Source organism: Mesorhizobium sp. WSM3860 (assembly GCF_002294995.1).
Taxonomy (GTDB): domain Bacteria; phylum Pseudomonadota; class Alphaproteobacteria; order Rhizobiales; family Rhizobiaceae; genus Mesorhizobium.
The window spans coordinates 38,861-58,860 of the sequence record NZ_NSGF01000024.1; the positions used below are offsets into that span (position 1 = coordinate 38,861).

The 20,000-nt window shown below is 64.0% G+C and carries 17 protein-coding genes; 9 read left to right on the forward strand and 8 right to left on the reverse strand.

Annotated features, from left to right (window positions below):
- Positions 1–219 precede the first annotated feature (219 nt).
- Together CK220_RS27160 and CK220_RS27165 are read right to left on the reverse strand one after the other, a co-directional pair.
- The gene (locus CK220_RS27160) at positions 220–1,020 is read right to left on the reverse strand and encodes a class II glutamine amidotransferase (protein ID WP_095814467.1); all 801 of its coding nucleotides are present in this window, start codon (positions 1,018–1,020) and stop codon (positions 220–222) included.
- A 16-nt stretch (positions 1,021–1,036) separates the two neighbouring features.
- Positions 1,037–1,288, reverse strand: a complete 252-nt coding sequence (locus tag CK220_RS27165) for a DUF6356 family protein (protein ID WP_095814505.1) — start codon at positions 1,286–1,288, stop codon at positions 1,037–1,039.
- A 115-nt stretch (positions 1,289–1,403) separates the two neighbouring features.
- Here CK220_RS27165 and CK220_RS27170 point away from each other — a divergent pair, with 115 nt between their 5' ends.
- From CK220_RS27170 to CK220_RS27190, 5 genes are all read left to right on the forward strand, one after another.
- Positions 1,404–1,874 carry an Lrp/AsnC family transcriptional regulator gene (locus tag CK220_RS27170; RefSeq protein WP_095814468.1) on the forward strand — a complete coding sequence of 157 codons (471 nt, stop codon included), beginning with the start codon at positions 1,404–1,406 and terminating at the stop codon, positions 1,872–1,874.
- 84 nt (positions 1,875–1,958) lie between these two features.
- On the forward strand, positions 1,959–2,444 hold the full coding sequence (dut, locus tag CK220_RS27175) for a dUTP diphosphatase (protein ID WP_095814469.1): 486 nt from the start codon (positions 1,959–1,961) through the stop codon (positions 2,442–2,444).
- The gene (locus CK220_RS27180; protein WP_095814470.1) at positions 2,444–3,103 is read left to right on the forward strand and encodes an HAD family phosphatase; all 660 of its coding nucleotides are present in this window, start codon (positions 2,444–2,446) and stop codon (positions 3,101–3,103) included. Before dut ends, CK220_RS27180 begins: the two co-directional genes overlap by 1 nt.
- Positions 3,104–3,276: 173 nt before the next feature.
- Complete coding sequence (locus tag CK220_RS27185; protein ID WP_095814471.1) at positions 3,277–4,131, forward strand: hypothetical protein; 855 nt, start codon at positions 3,277–3,279, stop codon at positions 4,129–4,131.
- 74 nt (positions 4,132–4,205) lie between these two features.
- Entirely contained in the window at positions 4,206–5,018 is an 813-nt protein-coding gene (locus tag CK220_RS27190) for an oxaloacetate decarboxylase (RefSeq protein WP_095814472.1), read from the forward strand.
- A gap of 70 nt (positions 5,019–5,088) precedes the next feature.
- Here CK220_RS27190 and CK220_RS27195 read toward each other — a convergent pair whose 3' ends face one another.
- A complete protein-coding gene (locus tag CK220_RS27195) occupies positions 5,089–5,805 on the reverse strand; it encodes a sulfate transporter family protein (RefSeq protein ID WP_095814473.1) in 717 nt (238 codons plus the stop codon).
- 65 nt (positions 5,806–5,870) lie between these two features.
- Positions 5,871–6,773: an EamA family transporter gene (locus tag CK220_RS27200; protein WP_095814474.1), complete on the reverse strand. Its 903-nt coding sequence runs from the start codon at positions 6,771–6,773 to the stop codon at positions 5,871–5,873.
- Between the two features lie 265 nt (positions 6,774–7,038).
- Here CK220_RS27200 and CK220_RS27210 point away from each other — a divergent pair, with 265 nt between their 5' ends.
- The 3 genes from CK220_RS27210 to CK220_RS27220 all read left to right on the forward strand — a co-directional run bounded on the left by CK220_RS27210 (position 7,039) and on the right by CK220_RS27220 (position 10,655).
- The gene (locus CK220_RS27210) at positions 7,039–8,031 is read left to right on the forward strand and encodes an adenosine kinase (RefSeq protein ID WP_095814476.1); all 993 of its coding nucleotides are present in this window, start codon (positions 7,039–7,041) and stop codon (positions 8,029–8,031) included.
- Between the two features lie 377 nt (positions 8,032–8,408).
- Positions 8,409–9,113, forward strand: a complete 705-nt coding sequence (locus CK220_RS27215; RefSeq protein WP_095814477.1) for a hypothetical protein — start codon at positions 8,409–8,411, stop codon at positions 9,111–9,113.
- 378 nt (positions 9,114–9,491) lie between these two features.
- Positions 9,492–10,655, forward strand: a complete 1,164-nt coding sequence (locus tag CK220_RS27220) for a porin (RefSeq protein WP_095814478.1) — start codon at positions 9,492–9,494, stop codon at positions 10,653–10,655.
- Between the two features lie 85 nt (positions 10,656–10,740).
- On the opposite strand, the gene CK220_RS27225 is transcribed toward CK220_RS27220, so the two are convergent.
- Positions 10,741–13,020 (reverse strand): NADP-dependent malic enzyme, encoded by a 2,280-nt coding sequence (locus tag CK220_RS27225; RefSeq protein ID WP_095814479.1) that lies wholly within the window; start codon positions 13,018–13,020, stop codon positions 10,741–10,743.
- Between the two features lie 240 nt (positions 13,021–13,260).
- Here CK220_RS27225 and mutS point away from each other — a divergent pair, with 240 nt between their 5' ends.
- Positions 13,261–15,996 carry a DNA mismatch repair protein MutS gene (gene mutS / locus CK220_RS27230; protein ID WP_095814480.1) on the forward strand — a complete coding sequence of 912 codons (2,736 nt, stop codon included), beginning with the start codon at positions 13,261–13,263 and terminating at the stop codon, positions 15,994–15,996.
- 64 nt (positions 15,997–16,060) lie between these two features.
- On the opposite strand, the gene CK220_RS27235 is transcribed toward mutS, so the two are convergent.
- The 3 genes from CK220_RS27235 to CK220_RS27245 all read right to left on the reverse strand — a co-directional run bounded on the left by CK220_RS27235 (position 16,061) and on the right by CK220_RS27245 (position 19,944).
- Positions 16,061–16,906: an aldo/keto reductase gene (locus CK220_RS27235; RefSeq protein WP_095814481.1), complete on the reverse strand. Its 846-nt coding sequence runs from the start codon at positions 16,904–16,906 to the stop codon at positions 16,061–16,063.
- A 93-nt stretch (positions 16,907–16,999) separates the two neighbouring features.
- Positions 17,000–17,389, reverse strand: coding sequence for a DUF305 domain-containing protein (locus CK220_RS27240; protein WP_095814482.1), 390 nt, complete (start codon positions 17,387–17,389; stop codon positions 17,000–17,002).
- Positions 17,390–17,433: 44 nt separating this feature from the next.
- Positions 17,434–19,944 carry a heavy metal translocating P-type ATPase gene (locus CK220_RS27245; protein ID WP_095814483.1) on the reverse strand — a complete coding sequence of 837 codons (2,511 nt, stop codon included), beginning with the start codon at positions 19,942–19,944 and terminating at the stop codon, positions 17,434–17,436.
- Positions 19,945–20,000: the final 56 nt, after the last annotated feature.

Sequence of the window (20,000 nt, forward strand, 5' to 3'; positions counted from 1 at the left end):
AATTGCGCCGACCGATTTTCAGGTTGGCGCTCTACGGCGCCCTCTGTCCTGCCGGACATCTCCCCCACTCGGGGCGAGATCAGCCGTCACCGCGGCTTTCGCGACTGGGTCTATATTGCAGGATGGAGCGAGAGCCGGAGCTGCCAATCTCCCCACTTGTGATGGAGATGTCGGCAGGACAGAGGGCGGCGCTGTCCCGTGACCTTGCTAAGTTTGGAGCTAAACGGCCACCGCGAACTTAGCAGCTGCCGGCGCGAACGGCCGGATGTTTGTGCCGTCTCTGGTCATGGTGACGAAGCTCGACGGCGGGATCGCCTGCCAGTCGCCGCCGTCGCGGTCGAACGGTTCCGAGACAATGCAGCGGCCGGCTCGGCTCGCGAATGCGCCGGTATAGAGCGTCGGCGCATGGCCGTCAGTGGCGTAGCGCACAGCGTAGAGCGTCTCGCCATCGGAGAAGGCGGCAGTCAGCTTCAGGGAGGGTTCGAGGCCGGCGTGGCGCGAAGCCTCGAGAACGCGGCTGGTGGCGCGGGATACCGCGCCTTGCGGGTCGGCGGACAGACCTTCGTCGAGCATCAGCAGGAAGAAGAGTTCGGAATCAGTCGTCCCTTCGCGCTGGTCGAAGACGGCATCCGACAGCGAATTTTCCAGCGTACGGCGGATCTTCTCGAAGCCGCCGATCTGGCCGTTGTGCATGAACGACCAGCGGCCGGAGACGAACGGATGGCAGTTCATGCGGCTGGTGGCACCACCGGTCGAGGCACGCACATGGGCGAGGAACAGGCCGGATTTGATCTGGCGGCAGAGGCTTTTCAGATTGGGGTCCGACCAGGCCGGCAGGATGTCGCGATAAAGGCCGGGCTCGGGACGGTCGCCGTACCAGGCGAGGCCAAAACCGTCGCCATTGGTCGGCGACTTGGCCTCCTGGGCGCAGTGGCTCTGGGCAATCAGCGAATGGCAGGGCGCGGTAATGATGTCTTCGAGGAAGACCGCTTCACCAAGATAGGCCGCCCACCGGCACATCGCATTCCACCAGTTATCAGGCGCGATCCATCAGAGCCGACGGCTCCTTCACCGCGTGTGAGCCTCTGTTATGCGTACGCTCATAGAGCTCACGGACGATTCGACTTGCCGTAGTCTCGAACAGAAACGGCAAGAAAGCGTGAACGAGGGCGGCGCCCGCGGCCATCGACAGGCGGGACCAGAACCAGGCGGCGAAGGCCATGTGGCCGAAATAGGTTTCGCCAACCTTGGCCGGGTGAGACGTAAAGAGCGCCGAAAACCGCGTCATGGTGATCCCTCCTGCCGGGATGAGTCCCGATGCTGAGTATCCTGCCAAGATCTGAAGGTTCATCGGTCTCAAATTGTCCTTGTGTTGAGCGTTATTTTGGGACATTCATCCCAATATGCCCTTCGAACTTGATGCGATTGACCGACGATTACTCGCGGAACTGCAGCGCGACGGCACGCTTTCCGTCGACCAGCTGTCGGAGCGCGTGGCCTTGTCCCGCAACGCTTGCTGGCGACGTGTCAAGCGGCTGGAGGAGGAGGGCGTCATTACCGGGCGCGTGGCGCTGGTCGATGCCGACAAGCTCGGGCTCGGCCTCTCTGTTTTCATCCTGATCCGCACGTCCAACCACGACCCGGACTGGCTGCAGAAGTTCCGGGCGGCGGTGACGGGCTTTGCCGAGATCACCGGCGTCTACCGCATGTCGGGCGACCTCGACTATGTGCTGCGAGCCCGCGTCGCCGACGTGAAAGCTTATGACAGGCTCTATCAGCGGCTGATCGCCAAGGTGCCGCTGTCGGACGTCTCCGCTTCCTTCGTCATGGAGGAGATCAAGGAGACGACCGTCGTTCCGGTGGAGCTACGCTGACGCGGAACCGCATTGAAAGAAAGGCGTTGATAGCGTCGCGGCCGGGTTGACCGAATCGGCAGCCGCGCCGATAGGAATGGGCTCATGCGCACGGCTGTCTATCCTTCTTCCGTCATCGGCCCCACCGTCGGTTTCGTCAGGCTTCCGCATGGCGATGGCCTGCCGCTGCCGGCCTATGAAAGCGCGGGTGCTGCCGGGATGGACCTGCGAGCCGCCGTGCCGGAAGACCGGCCGCTGCTCATCCTGCCCGGAAAACGCGCGCTGGTGCCGACCGGGCTGATCCTGGAAATCCCGGAAGGCATGGAAGGCCAGGTGCGGCCGCGCTCCGGCCTCGCCTTCAAGCATGGCCTGACTGTGCTCAACACGCCGGGCACCATCGACAGCGACTATCGCGGCGAGGTGAAAGTGCTGCTCGTCAATCTTGGCGATGAGGATTTCGCGGTGGCGCGCGGCATGCGGATCGCGCAGATCGTGTTTGCGGCGGTGACGCAGGTGGCCAGCGAAGAACGGGCGCTTGCCGGCGGCACGGCGCGCGGCGCAGGCGGTTTCGGATCGACCGGCACGGCGTAATGCTGGTTCCAAAACTGGTCATCTTCGATTGCGACGGGGTTCTGGTCGACACCGAGAACCTTGCCAATCGGCGCCTCGCCGAATGGCTTTGTGAAGCGGGCTTTCAAACCACATTCGAATATTGCCGCAAGAACTTCTCGGGCCGCACCATGGCTTCGGTGCAGAAAGAGATCGAAGAGGCGACCGAGGCCCGACTCGGCGCCGACTTCGTCGAACGCTGGAACGCCGGGCTGCCGGACCTGTTCGCGCATGGCGTCGAGGCGATCCCTCATGTGCGCGACTTCATCGAAAAGGTGCGCGCCGCCGGTATCGCCTATTGCGTCGCCTCGTCGGCGCGGGTTTCGAAGATGCATATCACGCTCGGGCAGACCGGGTTGTTGCCGCTGTTCGAGCACGCCATGTTCTCCTCGACCATGGTCGGGCGCGGCAAGCCGTTCCCGGACCTCTTCCTGCATGCGGCAAAGACGATGGGCTTCGCACCGGCCGACTGCATTGTCATCGAAGACAGTGTCGCCGGCACCCAGGCCGGCATTGCCGCCGGCATGCGCGTGTTTTCCTATCACGCCGATCCATTCTCGGACCCCGACGGGCTGGCGGAAGCCGGCGGCATCCTGTTCGACGACATGCGCGAACTCGCCGATCTGGTGCCGATCCTTTGATCGGACATTGGAGCGATTCAGCGTTCCGTTGAATTGCCGACCCGCTCTAGGTATTTGTTTTTACGCAATTCCAGACGGAAACTGTTTCACATCTATGCTGGAATTGCTCCGGGCTGTGCGGCGAAATCTTCCGTGCTAGCGTGCATGCGTCAGACCGCCGGAAGCGCCCCTGCATGAAACCCACTCTGCTGCGCCTCGCCCTCGCTCTCGTGCTTCTATCCTGGTTGCGGGTCTCGGCGGCCGCGCAGGACGTCAGCTTCCCGGATCTCGGCAGCGCTGTCCCAGGCCACAAGGACGTCACCTATCTCGATCTCGCCAGGATGGTCATCCCCGACCTGGCGCCGAACGCTGACGGCTTTTACCACGGCGGCTTACCGATCGAGATGCGCCATATCGAGGGCCCGGACAGTGGTGGCTCGCCGCCTGAAACATCAAGCCTGCCCAATGCTGCGGTGCTTGCCATCAAGGCCGGCGGCAAGGACCGGTTTACCATGCTGTTCGATCTCGGCGATTCTGCCGACAGCGCCGAGGGCTATGCGGTGCTGGCGCTCTACGATCTGACCGGCAAGCCGGCGCTGCTCGACGCGGTTAATGTCGCCGTCGATCGCAGCACCTATTTCCGCGAGCCGAACAAACTGTCGGTCGGCGCCGGTGACGATATCCTCGTCACCATGAGCACGCATTTCAATTCGAGCCAGAGCTATGTGATCACGCCGCTGATCATGGTGCGCAACGACAAGTTCGAACTGATAGACATGATCTATACCTTCGACGAAAGGCTGTGTGCTTACAGCCGCAAGCAGGACATCGCTTTGCGCGCCATTGCGGGCGGCCAAGCCCATGCAGCCATCAAGGCTACGGTGACCGATGCCACCGTGCCGAGTGAGGAAAGCTGCGAGGATGCCCCACCCAAGGCGTCCTCGAAAGACATTTCAGTCACCTATCATTGGAATAAGAAAGCGTCTCGCTACGTAGCCGGTTCAGACGCCCTCAAACGTCTGTCAGCAGAGAACGAGAAACGCTTCTAAGCCGAGCGCATTCGTTTGCCCGAGCGGGGCGACCGCGATAAATTCCCCGCACGACCCATGATTGAGGACCCGCCATGGACAAGGGCAAGATTTTTCGCGATCTGCACGTTTCGACCTTCGTCATGCCCAATCCCTGGGATGTCGGCACGACCAAGCTTCTGGCTTCCTTCGGCTTCAAGGCGCTGGCCACGACCAGCGCCGGCTTCGCCTTCTCGCGCGGCCTGCCCGACGGCGCCGTGACGTTCGAGGCCATGATCCACCATTGCCGCGAGGTGACGGCGGCAACCGACCTGCCGGTTTCGGCCGACCTCGAACGCGGCAAGGGCGACAGCGCCGAGCAGGCCGCGGAAACCATCTTCGCGGCCGAAGCCGCCGGCCTCGCCGGCTGCTCGATCGAGGACCATACCGGCGATCACGACAATCCGATCTACGAGTTCTCGCATGCGGTCGAACGCGTCGCCGCGGCCGCCGAGGCGGCTCGCGCCTTGAAGCACGATTTCGTCTTCACCGCGCGGGCTGAGAATTTCCTGTGGGGCAAGACCGATCTCGACGACACGATCAAGCGGCTTCAGGGTTTCGAGAAGGCCGGCGCGGACGTGCTCTATGCGCCGGGCCTGACCGACATCGACACGGTGCGGACGGTCTGCTCCGCGGTCAGCAAGCCGGTCAATGTCATGGCCCGGCCCGGCTTCACCGTGTCCGACCTTGCCGAGGCCGGCGTCAAGCGCGTCTCGCTCGGGCCATGGCTGACGAATTTCGCCTTTGGCATGCTGGAAACCGCGGCGCGCGAAATCCAGCAGGACGGCACCTTCGGCTTCACCCGTTCGGCGATGCCGTTCGGCAAGCTGCAGGCGCTGTTCCGCGGGGGCGGTACCGAGCAGGATTAGAGCGTTCAGCGTTTCACCGGAACGCCGAACCGCCCTATCCCTTTGTTACGCAACTGCGGACGGAAAACCGCTACGGTTTCCTGGAATTGCTCTGGACCGGCTCCCGCCCGGAAACCGCCTTGTGCAGATGCACCATCATGGCGGCAGCAAAGAGCGGCGTCAAAAGGTTGAGCAGCGGCACGGCAAGGAAGCCCGCAATCAGCAGTCCCGCCAGGAATACCGTGCCCGCATACTTCCGGCGCAGCGCCTTGGCTTCCGCCTCGGGGCGGAAGCGCATGGCGGCGAACTCGAAGAATTCGCGGCCCAGCAGATAGCCGTTGACGATGAAGAATGCAGCGATGTTGATGCCCGGCACGAGGAGCAGCAGCAGGGCGACGATGTTGCCGAGGATCACGACGCCAAAGAATTTTATCGCCAGCGCCAGCGACTGCAGCACCGGCACGGCGCTGCCGGGCGGATCGCCAGGATAGTCGGTGCGCTCGACCACCTCGGCGATATCGTCGAGGAACAACCCTGCGACGATCGCCGTCACGGGTGCTACGAGCAGCGCCATGCCCATTGCCAGCACGATGCCGGCGATGATGCCGCTCAGCCATCCTGCCCAGGACGGCAGGCCGGGCACAAATGTCTGCAGCCATGGCCATGCCAGCCATTCGAGCAGGCTCTCGATGCCGAACCACAGCGCCACCAGGGCGAGCAGCGTCAGGCCCAGCGTCTTCAGGAAGACGGAGCGGAATTCAGGTGAGAACAGCCGGCTTGCGGCGGCGCGGACGGCGTCGAGGATCACGGCAGGTCCAAGCCCTTACAGAGGAACGACGTTCCCGAGATAGGCGGGCTTGATAAGCGGCGCAACTATTGCGCAAGCCTGGCCTGTCTTGCCGGAATGGTCATCGCCGCGACGCCGACGACGACGAAGCCCATGCCGAGCCAGGCGCTCGGCCCGAGGCTTTCGCCCAGAAAGACGGCGCCGATGCCGACACCGATCGGCACGCGCAGATAGGCCTGCGAGGTGGTGCCGACCGAGCCCAGCGTGTGGATGAGCCGGAAGAAGATCGAAAAGGCGAGCGCGGTGGAGAAGACCGAAAGCCCGAAGAGCGCCAGGATCGACGCTGTCGACGGCGTCAGCGTCCAGGGCCGGTCGAAGACGAGGCTCAAGGGGATCAGGATCGCGGCGCCGCAGATCATCGAGCCGGCGGCCGGCACCATAGGATCCAGACCTCTGAAGTTTCGGCCAAAGATCGCGGCGCCGGCATAGCAGACGGTGGCGGCGACGACCGCAAGCTGCGCCCAGAGCTGATGGCCGATGCCGCCAAGCGCCTCGGTGCCGACGATCAGGCAAATGCCGGCGATGCCGGCGCCGACGCCGACCAGCTTGCGCAATGTCACCGGCTCGTGGCGGGTGATCAGCGCCGTCAGCAGGAAGGTGAAGATCGGCGACGTCGCGTTGAGGATGGTGGCAAGGCCGGCGTCGATCGAACGTTCGGCGGCCGCTATCAGCGTGAACGGGATGACGCTGTTCAAGCAGGCCTGGAACATGAAGCGGCGCCAGTTGACCAGATCGCGCGGCATGGCAAGGCCGCGCCAGCGGATAAGGCCAAGCAGAATGCCGCCGGCGATCAGCGTGCGCCCGGCGATGAAGGTCACCGGCGGGATTGTCTCCACGCCGATCTTGATGAAGGTATAGGAAGCGCCCCACAACACCGCCAGGATGCCGAGCAGCGCCAGCTCGGTCGTCATCTCGGTCTTTTCAGACATGGTGGTTTCGCGCCTTCAGCTTGTTTCGACGGTCCGCTTCTAGCTCACACCGCGGCGGAGATGTTTCGATCACGATCCAACCATAGCCGCCGTCGCCGCCATCGGTATGGTCCAGTTCGGCGCGATGGCTGCCGCAGCAGCCGATCAGAAGTCGGCGAAGCGGAAACCGGTGCCGATTTTCGGGGTAGGCAAAGCGGCTGCGAGCCGCTAGACCCGCGCGCGGCCGGCGTGGCAGAAAGCCGGACAATCGTTGGCGGAGACATTGATGCCGGAATATGACGTGCTTTGCATCGGCAATGCCATTGTCGACATCATCGCGCAGTGCGACGAGGCCTTTCTCGAAACCAACGGCATCATCAAGGGCGCGATGAACCTCATCGACACTAGGCGCGCCGAGCTGCTCTACAGCCGCATGGGACCGGCGATCGAAGCTTCGGGCGGCAGCGCCGGCAACACGGCGGCGGGCGTGGCGAGCTTCGGCGGCCGCGCCGCCTTTTTCGGCAAGGTGTCGAACGATGCGCTCGGCGACATCTACACCCATGATATCCGCGCCCAGGGCGTGGCCTTCGACACCAAGCCGCTGCAAGGCGAGCCGCCGACGGCTCGCTCGATGATCTTCGTCACGCCGGACGGCGAGCGCTCGATGAACACCTATCTCGGCGCCTGCGTCGAGCTGGGGCCGGAAGATGTCGAGGCCGACAAGGCGGCCGGCGCCAAGGTGACCTATTTCGAGGGTTATCTGTGGGATCCGCCGCGCGCCAAGGAAGCGATCCGGCAGACCGCGAGGCTGGCGCATGCGGCGGGGCGCGAAGTGTCGATGACGCTGTCGGATTCCTTCTGCGTCGACCGCTACCGCGACGAGTTCCTCGATCTGATGCGCTCCGGCACGGTCGACATCGTCTTTGCCAACAGCCACGAGATCAAGTCGCTCTACCAGACCGCTTCCTTCGAGGATGCGCTGGCGGCGATACGCAAGGATTGCAAGATCGCCGCCGTCACCCGCTCGGAGAAGGGTTCGGTGATCGTGCGCGGCGACGAGACCGTCACTATTCACGCGACCACGATCAAGGAACTGGTCGACACCACCGGCGCGGGCGACCTCTATGCCGCCGGTTTCCTCTATGGGTACACGACCGGACGCAGCCTCCAGGACTGCGGCGACCTCGGCTCGCTGGCGGCCGGGCTGGTGATCCAGCAGATCGGCCCGCGACCGCGCCAGAAGCTGCGCCGCGAAGCGGAACAGGCGGGCCTGCTTTAGCGCCTTTTACCTCTCCCCTTGTTGTGGGAGAGGTCGGATTGCCCCGAATTGCCCTTCGCAATTCGGCTGGCAATCCGGGTGAGGGGTAAGCCGGCGCCAAGCTGGAAGACCCCTCATCCGTCTCGGCGCTGCGCGCCGATCCACCTTCCCCACAAGGGGAGAAGAAGAGGACCATCTGTCGCGCCGCTGTCATAGATCGCTCCTACAGGCAGGTTGGGTGTTCCGCGACTGACATTTCGAGACGCCCGCAGCAGTTGGGGTGTCAAAAATGCAAGACAGCAACCTTCACGGTCGCTGCGTCTGTCACGATTGCGATTGCCGCTTTCCGCTGTAGCCGTTCCCCAGCTTGGGAGGAGCGCGGCGCGCAAGACAGACGCATGACCAGATTTCAGAATTCGCCTGAAGGAATTTCGCAAGACGCCTTGGCCGGTCTGGTGGCCGAGGCTGTGCGGCAGGCTTTGATGCAGCATGGCGTCCTGCTGGACCCGGAGGCTCTGATCTGCGCCAGCGCGATGGCCGGCGGTGTTTCCGCCGCCCTTCCCTTCCTGCCGCAGGCGCAGCGGCTTGCCATCACCTCCTTCAAGGAGAACTGGACCGGGCTCGCATCCGAATTCTTCCGCGCCATGGCGGAGAAGATCGCGCGCGCCGAACCACGCGACGCCGGCAGCAGGGACGAAAAACCGAAGATCGGGGCCGGCAAGCCCACCGCCAGGCCTTTTGCCGAGCGGGACTCCGAGCTGCAGTCGATGCTGATCGAAGACTGGGCCGGCGAGGTTGCCGGGTCGACCTACCTGGAAGAGAAGTACCGCATACCTCGTTCGACGCTGCACCGCTGGCAAAGGCGCGGTGAGGTCGTCGCGTTGCGCAAAGGCGGCCGCAAGCATGTCTTCCCGCTCGCCCAGTTCGTCGACGGCAGGCCGGCCCCCGGCATAAGCGAGGTGTTGGCGGCAATCACCAATCCGAGATTGGCCTGGTTCTGGCTCACTCACCTCTGCCCCGAACTGGATGGCCGCATCCCCATCGAAATGCTGCGCGAGGACATGATCGAGGACGTGGTTCGCGTCGCGCGCAGCTTGTCCTGATCCCCGATTTCCCGATCGGCTTCGCGCTTTGGGGCCCTCACAAGACACTCACCAGCCGAGAATACATCTGTCATAAAACCGTAATAAATGGCACATTTGGCACATTTCATAATCAAAAATAACGCCACTACCGTATATATTGTGCCATATGTGCCATTCTTTCAAATATGTGACGTGATATTTGCGCAACAAGACTTGTATAAGAGCCCAAAGACCGTTTTTCGGACGCAATCTCTGTTGTGAAGGACAGCCAATTGGGCCATGTCGAGCGCGAAGAAGCGGCGCCGGTGCGCGACTTTTTCAACGATGGGGACGGGGTTGGCAAAAGCCGGATGGCTGCCAGACCTGTCTTGAACCTTTGACTGGAGATTCAAGAAAATGAACATCAAGAGCCTTCTTCTCGGCTCCGCTGCGGCGCTGATCGCAGTTTCGGGCGTCCGCGCCGCCGACGCGGTGACCGTCGCCGAGCCGGAACCGGCCGAATACGTCAAGATCTGCGACGTCTACGGCGCAGGTTACTTCTATATCCCCGGCACCGAGACCTGTCTGCGCATCGGCGGCTATATCCGCTATGACGCCGGCATCGGCGATATCGGCACGTTCGATGGCGCCAAGAGCATCGACGTTCGGGACGGCGACGTCCAGAACACCTTCTACAAGAACCTTCGCTTCACGTTGAAGACCTGGACCGGCCAGGAAACCGAGTTGGGCACGTTGAAGACCTACACCGAAACGCGCTTCAACTTCGGTGACAGGAACCTCGTCACCGATGCAGCCGGCGACGTCGACAGCAATCCCGCCGCAAACAAGGCAACCGACCTGCATTTCGCCTGGATCCAGCTCGGCGGTCTGCGCGTTGGCAAGGACGAAACGCCTTATGACCAGTTCATCGGTTATGCCGGGAATGTCATCCAGGACACGATCATTCCGTACGGCGTCAAGGATACCAACGTCGTCAGCTACTACTTCGATGTGGACGGCGGCTTCTCGGGTGTCATTTCGCTCGAAGAGGGCTCCGGTGTGACCGGCACGATCGACAGCTACGTTCCCCACGTCGTCGGCGGCTTGAAGTACAAGGGCGACTGGGGTGCGATCACCGGCGTCGTCGCCTATGACAGCAACTATGAGGAAGTGGCGGGCAAGGTTCGCCTCGACGTCAATGTGAGCAAGGAACTGTCGTTGTTCATCATGGCCGGCTACGGCACCGACGACAACCTGAGCGACGATGCCGGCAACGCCATAGACGCCCATGGCCGCGGCTTCTACAAGCCGTGGGGCGGCAACTGGGCCGTCTGGGGCGGCGGCACCTACAAGTTCAACGACAAGACGGCGTTCAATCTTCAGGCTTCGGCCGACGACGACAAGAACTACGCTCTTGCGGCGAACGTCGCCTACACCATCGTGCCGGGCTACACGATCACGACCGAAGTCGACTGGAACCACTTCGGCCACTTCGACGACGGCACTCCGTTCGGCAACTGGACCAAGGCCGACAAGAAGGACAGCGTCGGCGGCATCGTCCGCTTCCAGCGCTCGTTCTGATCGAAGCTTGCATTCTCAAAGGAAGGGGCCTGCGGCAAAGCCGCGGGCCCTTTTTGTTTTTGCAGAAAGTTGGGGCGGCCGCCCGTCAATTTCCCGCCGTATAAGCTGCGATCGCTGCCATGTTGACGATGTCGCTATCCTTGGCATTCAGCGAGACGATCTGCACCGGCTTGTTCAGGCCGACCAGCAGCGGGCCGATGACGGTCGAGCCGCCGAGTTCCTGCAGCATCTTGGTCGAGATCGAGGCCGAGTGGAAGGCGGGCATGACCAGCACATTGGCCGGACCGGTGAGCCTGATGAACGGGTACTGCGCCATGGCGCGCGGGTTCAGCGCCACGTCGGCGGCCATCTCGCCGTCATATTCGAAGTCGACGCGGCGCTTGTCGAGGATGCGCACCGCCTCCTGCACCCGCTCGGAGCGCTCACCCTGCGGATGGCCGAAGGTGGAGTAGGCGAGCATGGCAATCCTCGGCTCGTAGCCCATGCGGCGCGCAAAGCCGGCCGCCTCCTCGGCGATGTCGGCGATCTGCTCGGCATTCGGCATGTCGTGTACCGCGGTGTCGGCAACCAGTACGGTGCGGCCCCTTGCCAAGACGATCGAAACCCCGATGACGCGGTGGCCCGGCTTGGCGTCGATGACGCGGCGCACGTCGTCGAGCGCGGTGGAATAGTTGCGGGTCACGCCGGTGACGATGCCGTCGGCATCGCCCAGCGCCACCATGCAGGCGGCGAAATGATTGCGGTCGTTGTTGATCAGGCGCTGGCAGTCGCGAAACAGGTAGCCTTTGCGCTGCATGCGTTCGTAGAGATAGTCGGTATAGATGCCGTTGCGGCGCGACAGCCTGGCATTGATGATCTCCAGGCCTTGTTTGTTGAGATCGATGCCGGCGTTGCGCGCATTCTCCTTGATGACGTCGTCGCGGCCGAGCAGGATCGCCGTCCCCAGCCTCTGGTTCACATAGGAGACGGCGGCGCGCATCACCTGCTCTTCCTCGCCTTCGGCGAAGACGATGCGCTTGGGCTGGCGGCGGACGCGGTCGTGAATGCGTTGCAAGGTCGAGGCGATCGGATCGCGGCGGGCGGAGAGCTCATGCGCGTAGCGGTCGAGATCGAGGATCGGCTTGCGGGCGACGCCGGACTCCATCGCGGCCTTCGCCACGGCAAGCGGGATCGCTGAGATCAGGCGCGGGTCGAACGGCACCGGGATGATGTAGTTGGGGCCGAATTTCGGCCGATTGCCCTGATAGGCGGCCGCGACGTCGTCCGGCACGTCCTGGCGCGCCAGCTCGGCCAGGGCGCGTGCGGCGGCGATCTTCATCTCGTCATTGATGGTGGTGGCCCTAACATCCAGCGCGCCGCGGAAGATGTAGGGGAAACCCAGCACATTGTTGACCTGGTTCGGGTAATCCGAGCGGCCGGTGGCCATGATGGCATCGGTGCGGATCTCGCCCACTTCCTCGGGCGTGATCTCCGGATCCGGATTGGCCATCGCGAAGATGATCGGGTTCTTGGCCATCGACTGCACCATGGCGGGGGTCAGGGCGCCCTTGGCGGAAAGACCGAGAAAGACGTCGCAGCCGTCCAGCGCCTCGGCGAGCGAGCGCGCCTCGGTCTTGACCGCATGCGCCGACTTCCACTGGTTCATGCCTTCGGTGCGGCCCTGGAAGACGACGCCCTTGGTGTCGCACAGGATGATATTTTCCGGCGAAAAACCCATCGCCTTCATCAATTCGATGCAGGCGATGCCCGCCGCGCCCGCGCCGTTGCAGACCATCTTCGTGGTCTTCATGTCGCGGCCGGTGATCTCCAGCGCGTTGATCAGCCCGGCGGCCGAGATGATGGCGGTGCCGTGCTGGTCGTCGTGGAAGACGGGGATGTCCATCAGCTCGCGGAGGCGCTGCTCGATGATGAAGCATTCCGGCGCCTTGATGTCCTCGAGATTGATGCCGCCGAAGGAAGGTCCGAGGAAGCGCACGCAGTTGATGAATTCGTCGGCATCCTCGGTCGCCACTTCGAGGTCGATCGAATCGACATCGGCGAAGCGTTTGAACAGCACCGACTTGCCTTCCATGACCGGCTTCGAGGCCAGGGCGCCGAGATTGCCAAGACCGAGGATTGCGGTGCCATTGGAGATGACGGCGACCATGTTGCCGCGCGTCGTGTAGTCGAAGGCGCGGCTTGGATCCTCCGCGATTGCGCGCACCGGAACGGCGACGCCCGGCGAATAGGCGAGGCTCAGATCGCGTTGCGTCGCCATCGGCTTGGTGGCGACGATCTCCAGCTTGCCGGGACGCCCCATGGCGTGGAATTCGAGCGCCTCCTGCGCGCTGACGGAGGGCCCGCTGCTTTCGGTTTTCCTGGCCATGATGCTTTTGATTTCCTCGCCTGTGCGGCACCGCTTGGGACGGCTGCTTGCTTATGCTTTCCACCGATTAAGGCTACACGCGGCGACTGTAAACCGACAAGCCGGGCGAAGCTGCGTCAACGCAGAAGGCCAGCAATGCGGCGGGCCGAATGACGGCGAGGGGCGGCATGGCTCGCGCTTTCCCCTGCTTTTCGAGCGTCCGGCATTAAACCGCCCTGCCACATCTGCTAGCGTTCGGGCATGAACATGCACATGCCGACCGATACCGACGCCCAGGAAACGACGACGCCGGCGCCCGCCATGGGCGGCGTCACGCCAATGATGGAGCAGTATATCGAGATCAAGGCGGCGAACCCGGATTCGCTTCTGTTCTACCGCATGGGCGATTTCTACGAGCTGTTCTTCGACGACGCCGAAAAGGCAAGCCAGGCGCTCGGCATCGTGCTCACCCGGCGCGGCAAGCACCAGGGCCACGACATCCCGATGTGCGGCGTGCCGGTGCATGCGGCGGACGACTATCTGCAGAAGCTGATCGCGCAAGGCTTCCGCGTCGCCGTATGCGAGCAGATCGAGGACCCGGCGGAAGCCAAGAAGCGTGGCTCGAAATCGGTGGTGCGCCGCGACGTGGTGCGGCTGGTCACGCCCGGCACCATCACCGAGGACAAGCTGCTTGCACCCTCGGAGTCGAGCTTTCTGATGGCGCTGGGGCGAGTGAAGGGCGGCAATGCAGCCAGCCAAGGCAGTTTCGCGCTTGCCTGGATCGACATCTCGACGGGCGCGTTTCGGGTGGCTGAAACCTCGGCCGAACGGCTGCTTGCCGACATTTTCCGGGTCGATCCGCGCGAGCTGATCGTCGCTGAGCCGGTGTTCCATGACGCGGAGCTGCGGCCGGTCTTCGACGTGCTCGGCCGGGTCGCCAACCCGCAGCCGCCATCGCTGTTCGATTCGGCATCGGCCACGGGCCGCATCGCCCGCTTCTTCGACGTGGCGACCCCGGACAGTTTCGGCACTTTTTCGCGCGCCGAGCTGTCGGCGATCTCGGGCGCCATCGCCTATGTCGAGAAGACGCAGAAGGCCGAACGGCCGCCGCTGTCGCGGCCCGAGCGCGAAGAGAGCGGCTCGACGCTGTTCATCGATCCGGCGACGCGCGCCAATCTGGAACTGTTGCGCACGCTGTCCGGCAGCCGCGAAGGCTCGCTGTTCAAGGCGATCGATCGCACCGTGACCGGCGGCGGGGCGAGGCTGCTCGCCGACCGGCTGATGGCGCCGCTGACCGACCCGGGAGCGATTTCCGCAAGGCTGGATTCGGTGTCGTTCTTTCGCGCCGAAGCGCGGCTTTGCCAGGGATTGAGAACGAGCCTGAAAAACGTCGCCGACATGCCACGAGCGCTGTCCCGGCTGGCGCTCAACCGCGGCGGCCCGCGCGATCTTGGCGCGCTGCGCGCCGGCTTCGAGGCCGCGGGCGCGATCGCCGCGCTGCTCGCGACGACGACGCTCCCCGCCGAACTCGCCGCGGCGCTCTCGGCGATCCATGGCCTGCCCGAGGCGCTCGCCCGCCATCTCAGCGAGGCGCTCGACGACGAACTGCCGCTGATCCGGCGCGACGGCGGCTTCGTGCGGTCAGGCTACAATGCCGAACTCGACGAAATGCGGGCGCTGCGCGACGAGTCGCGAAAAGTGATCGCCGGGCTGGAGCGCTCGCTGATCGAGGAGACCGGCATCCGATCGCTGAAGATCCGGCACAACAATGTGCTCGGCTACTATATCGAGGTTACGGCCAACCATCATTCGATCATGACCGGCAGCGACGCGGCGAAGGCGCGCTTCATCCATCGCCAGACCATGGCCAACGCGATGCGCTTCACGACGACGGAACTGGCGGAGCTGGAATCGAAGATCGCCAATGCCGCCGATAAGGCGCTGAGCATCGAGCTTGCCACCTTCGACCGGCTGACGGCGGAAGTGGTGAGCGAGGCCAACAGCATCCGTGCCGGCGCCGAGGCACTCGCAGTCCTCGACGTATCGTCGGCCTTGGCGCTGCTTTCCGAAAGCGAGGGCTGGTGCCGGCCGGTCGTGGACTCCAGCCTCGCCTTCGAGATCGCCGGCGGCCGCCACCCGGTAGTCGAACAGGCGCTCAGGCGCTCAGGCGAAGGCCCATTCGTCGCCAATGACTGCGACCTCTCGCCTGAAAACGGCGCAGAGGCCGGCGCCATCTGGCTGCTAACCGGCCCCAACATGGGCGGCAAGTCCACCTTCCTGAGGCAGAACGCGCTGATCGCCATCCTTGCCCAGACCGGCTCCTTCGTGCCGGCCGAAAGCGCCCATATCGGCGTCGTCGACCGGCTGTTCTCGCGCGTCGGCGCCTCGGACGATCTGGCGCGGGGGCGCTCGACCTTCATGGTCGAGATGGTCGAGACGGCGGCGATCCTGAACCAGGCCGGCGAACGGGCGCTGGTCATCCTCGACGAGATCGGCCGCGGCACTGCGACCTTCGACGGCCTGTCGATCGCCTGGGCGGCGGTCGAATATCTGCATGAAAAAACCCGCTGCCGGGCGATCTTCGCCACGCATTTCCACGAGATGACGGCGCTGGCCGGCAAGCTTTCGCGGCTCTCCAACGTCACCATGCGGGTCAAGGAGTGGGAAGGCGACGTCGTCTTCCTGCACGAGGTCGGCAAGGGTGCCGCCGACCGCTCCTACGGCGTGCAGGTGGCGCGGCTCGCCGGACTGCCGGAAGCGGTGGTGGCGCGCGCCAAGGAAGTGCTGCACCAGCTCGAGGAAGGCGAAGTTTCGGGCAAGACCAACCGGCTGGTCGACGACCTGCCGCTGTTTTCGGTGGCGGTGAAGCGCGAAGCGCCGAAGCCGCCGAAGAACGATGTCCTGGGCGAAGCACTGGGGGCGATCAATCCGGACGAGATGACGCCAAGGGAGGCGCTGGAAGCGCTTTACAGGCTGAAAGGGCTGGCTCTGCGTTGACGGTTGGCGAAAGCCGCGATGACGGCTGATCTCTCCCCAAGTTGGGAGATTGGCAGCTTCACCGTCAAATCATCTCCAGACCGCGCTTGCGCGTCGGCGGCGGGAAGCCGCGATCGAGCTCGGCAAAATCCTCCGCCGTCAGCTTGATGTCGAGTGCCGCAGCGTTCTGGCGGACGTGCTCCTGCCGGCTGGCCTTCGGGATGGCGACGACGCCTTTTTGGGCCATCACCCACGCAAGCGCGACCTGCGCCGCCGTGGCGTTGTGGCGGGCGGCAACGGCGTCGAGCCTGGCGTTGCGCGCCAGCGCGCACTGCTCGACCGGCGAATAGGCCATCAGCGGGATGCCGCGCTCAAGGCTCCAGGGCGCAAGATCGAATTCCGGACCGCGCCGCGACAGATTGTAGAGGACCTGGTTGGTCTGGACATTGGCGCCGGAGGGTAGGCCGACCAATTCCTCCATCTCGTCGGTATCGAAATTGCTGACGCCCCAGTGGCGGATCTTGCCGGCCGCCTTCAAGGCCTCGAAGGCCTCGATTGTTTCCGACAGCGGCACGCTGCCCGGCCAGTGCAGCAGATAGAGGTCGATGCGGTCGGTGGCGAGCCGTTTCAGACTGTTCTCGCAGGCCCGCTTGACGCCGCCGCGCGAGGCGTTGGACGGCAGCACCTTGGAAACCAGAAAAGTCTCGTCGCGGCGCCCGGCGATGGCTTCCGCCACCACCTCCTCGGCGCCGCCGCCGGCATACATTTCCGCCGTATCGATCAAGCTCATGCCGAGATCCAGTCCAAGCCTTAGCGCCGCGACCTCATCAGCGCGGCGCCGGCGGTCCTCGCCCATCTTCCATGTGCCTTGACCCAGCACCGGAAGGGCTTCGCCTGACGGCAGGACGGTAGTTCTGATTTTAGAAGACATGGCCTGCTCCGCGTGAGGCCGGATCGCAGCACAAGCATTGCCGGAAATCCAGGCCGAAGTCCTCGCCTTCGTCCGGATTCCCGGCGCGGGAAATTAGTTCACCGGATGCTTGGCAAGCCAATCCTGCATTTTTTTGATCTCGGCTTCCTGCGCCTTGACGACGTTCTCGGCGAGCTTGCGGATTTCCGGGTCCTTGCCGTTGGCGATCACCACCTTGGCCATGTCGATGGCTCCCTGGTGATGCGGGATCATGCCGCGGACGAAATCGACATCGGCGTTGCCGGTGTAGTTGAGCATCATGTCCTTGTGCATCTTGTCCATCGCGGCCTTGTAGCCAGCAGTCGCCGGAGTTTTGGCGCCCATGGCCATACCGGACATGTCGTGCTTCATTTCGTCCGATTGCGCGGGCACGCTTTCGAGGAACACCGCGATCAGCATTCCCGCCGCCATCAGCAGCAGCACAATCTTCTTGGCCAAGGTCATCCAATATCTCCTGTTGAATGGAATGTCGTATTTGGGGGCGTCGCTCAAAGTTTCAACGTTCTCAGCCGCAGCGCGTTGCCGATCACCGAGACCGACGACAGGCTCATCGCCGCCGCCGCGATCATCGGCGACAGAAGCGTCCCGGCGAGCGGATAGAGCACGCCGGCGGCGACCGGCACGCCGAGCACGTTGTAGAGGAAGGCGAAGAACAGGTTCTGGCGAATGTTGCGGATCGTCGCCTGGGCCAGTGTGCGGGCTCTGACGATGCCGTTGAGATCGCCCTTGACCAGCGTGATGCCGGCGCTTTCGACCGTGACGTCGGCCCCGGTGCCCATGGCAATGCCGACATCGGCTCCGGCAAGCGCCGGCGCATCGTTGACGCCGTCGCCGGCCATGGCGATGCCGGCGCCCCTGGCGCGCAGGTCGTTGACAAGTGCCGCCTTCTCATCCGGCAGCAGGCCGGCGCGGACCTCGTCGATGCCGAGCCTGCCCGCGATCGCTCTTGCTGTGCGCTCGTTGTCGCCGGTCGCCATTATGATCCTCAGGCCCTTGTGGTGCAGCGCCTTGATCGCCTCGGCAGTGGTTGCCTTGACCGGATCGGCGACAGCAACGAGGCCGGCGAGCTTGCCGCTGACGGCAACGAACATCGCCGTCTTGCCTTCGGCCTGCAGCGCTTCCGCGCTGGCGGCAACGGGCGCGGTGCCGACGCCGAGGTCGGCCATCATCGCCGCATTGCCGAGCGCGACCTTCCTGCCGGACACGGTGCCGGCAACGCCCTTGCCGGTTACCGCCTCGAAGTTCTCGGCAGCTGCAAGCTTGACGCCGCGTTTGGCGGCACCCTCGACGATCGCCTCGGCGAGCGGGTGTTCCGAGCCTTTTTCGAGCGTGGCGGCAAGCGCCAGCAATTCATTCTCCGCTATGCCCTGGGCGGCGACGACATCGGTCAGCCGTGGCCGGCCCTCAGTCAAGGTGCCGGTCTTGTCGACGATCAGAGTATCGACGGAGGCGAAGCGCTCCAATACCGCCGCTTCCTTGATCAGCACGCCGGCATGCGCGCCGCGCCCGGTCGCGGTCATGATCGACATCGGCGTGGCCAGCCCGAGCGCGCAGGGACAGGCGATGATCAGCACCGACACCGCCGAGACGATGGCGAAGGCCAGGCTGGGCTCGGGACCGAAGAGCGACCATGCAATGAAGGCGATGATCGCCACCAGCACGACAGCCGGCACGAAATAGAAGGAAACGCGATCTGCCAGCCCCTGGATCGGCGCGCGCGAGCGCTGCGCCTTGGCGACCATTTCGACTATGCGCGAAAGCGTGGTCTCGGCGCCGACCTTTTCGGCGCGCATGATGAGCGAGCCGTTCTTGTTCAACGTGCCGCCGGTGAGAGGATCACCCTCCGACTTTTCCACCGGGAGCGGTTCACCGGTGATCATCGATTCGTCAATCGACGAGCGACCTTCCAGCACAATGCCGTCGACCGGCACGGCATCACCGGGGCGGATGCGGAGCCTGTCCCCGGTCTTGACGCTGTCGAGCGGCACGTCCCTCTCGGACCCGTCAGTGCCGATCAGGCGCGCCGTCTTCGGGGCAAGGTCGAGCAAGGCGCGAATGGCCGAGCCCGTGCGTTCGCGAGCGCGTAATTCCAGCACCTGGCCGAGGAACACCAGCGCGACGATGACCGCGGCCGCCTCGAAATAGACCGGCACGCTGCCGTCATGGCCGCGAAACTGATGCGGGAAGACATCCGGGAACAGCGTCGCGACAAGGCTGAACAGATATGCAGCGCCGACGCCCAGTGAGATCAGCGTCCACATATTGGGACTGCGGTTGAGGATCGATTCCCAGCCACGATGGAAGAATGGAAACGCCGCCCACAGCACCACCGGACTCGCCAGCACCAGCTCTGCCCATGTCTTCGTGTGGCCGTCGATGAAGCTTTCGAAGCTGATGCCCAGCATCGGCGCCATGGCGATGACCAGAAGCGGCAGCGAAAGCACGGCGCTGACCCAGAAGCGGCGCGTGAAATCGACAAGCTCCGGGTTCGGGCCCTCGTCGCCGGACGGCACGCCCATCGGCTCCAGCGCCATGCCGCAGATCGGGCAGGAGCCGGGCCTGTCGCGGATGATCTCGGGATGCATGGGACAGGTGTATTGCGTGCCTTTGGGCATCGGCTGCGGTTCAGGCCGGCCGGCAAGATACTTTGCCGGCTCGGCTTCGAACTTGCCCTTGCATCCGGCCGAACAGAAATAGAAACCCTGTCCCTCGTGTCGGACAAAATGCCTGGCGCTCGCGCGGTCGACGTTCATGCCGCAGACGGGATCGGTGGCCGTCAGATATTTGTCCGGCTCGGCCTGGAACTTCGTGCGGCAGCGCTCGCTGCAGAAATGAAAGGACCTGCCGCCATGCTCGGCCGCCGGCTTGCCGGCTGCCGGATCGACCGTCATGCCGCAGACAGGGTCGCGAATCACCGCTTCGGCCGCAGGCGCGGCATTCTTCCCCGAACAGCAGGATGCGCCATGCGCGTGATGATGGTTATGGTTGGACTTGGTCATAAGCAAATGCCTCGGAACTCTCGGATCGAGGCGGACGTAATCCTTCCAGTAACTGG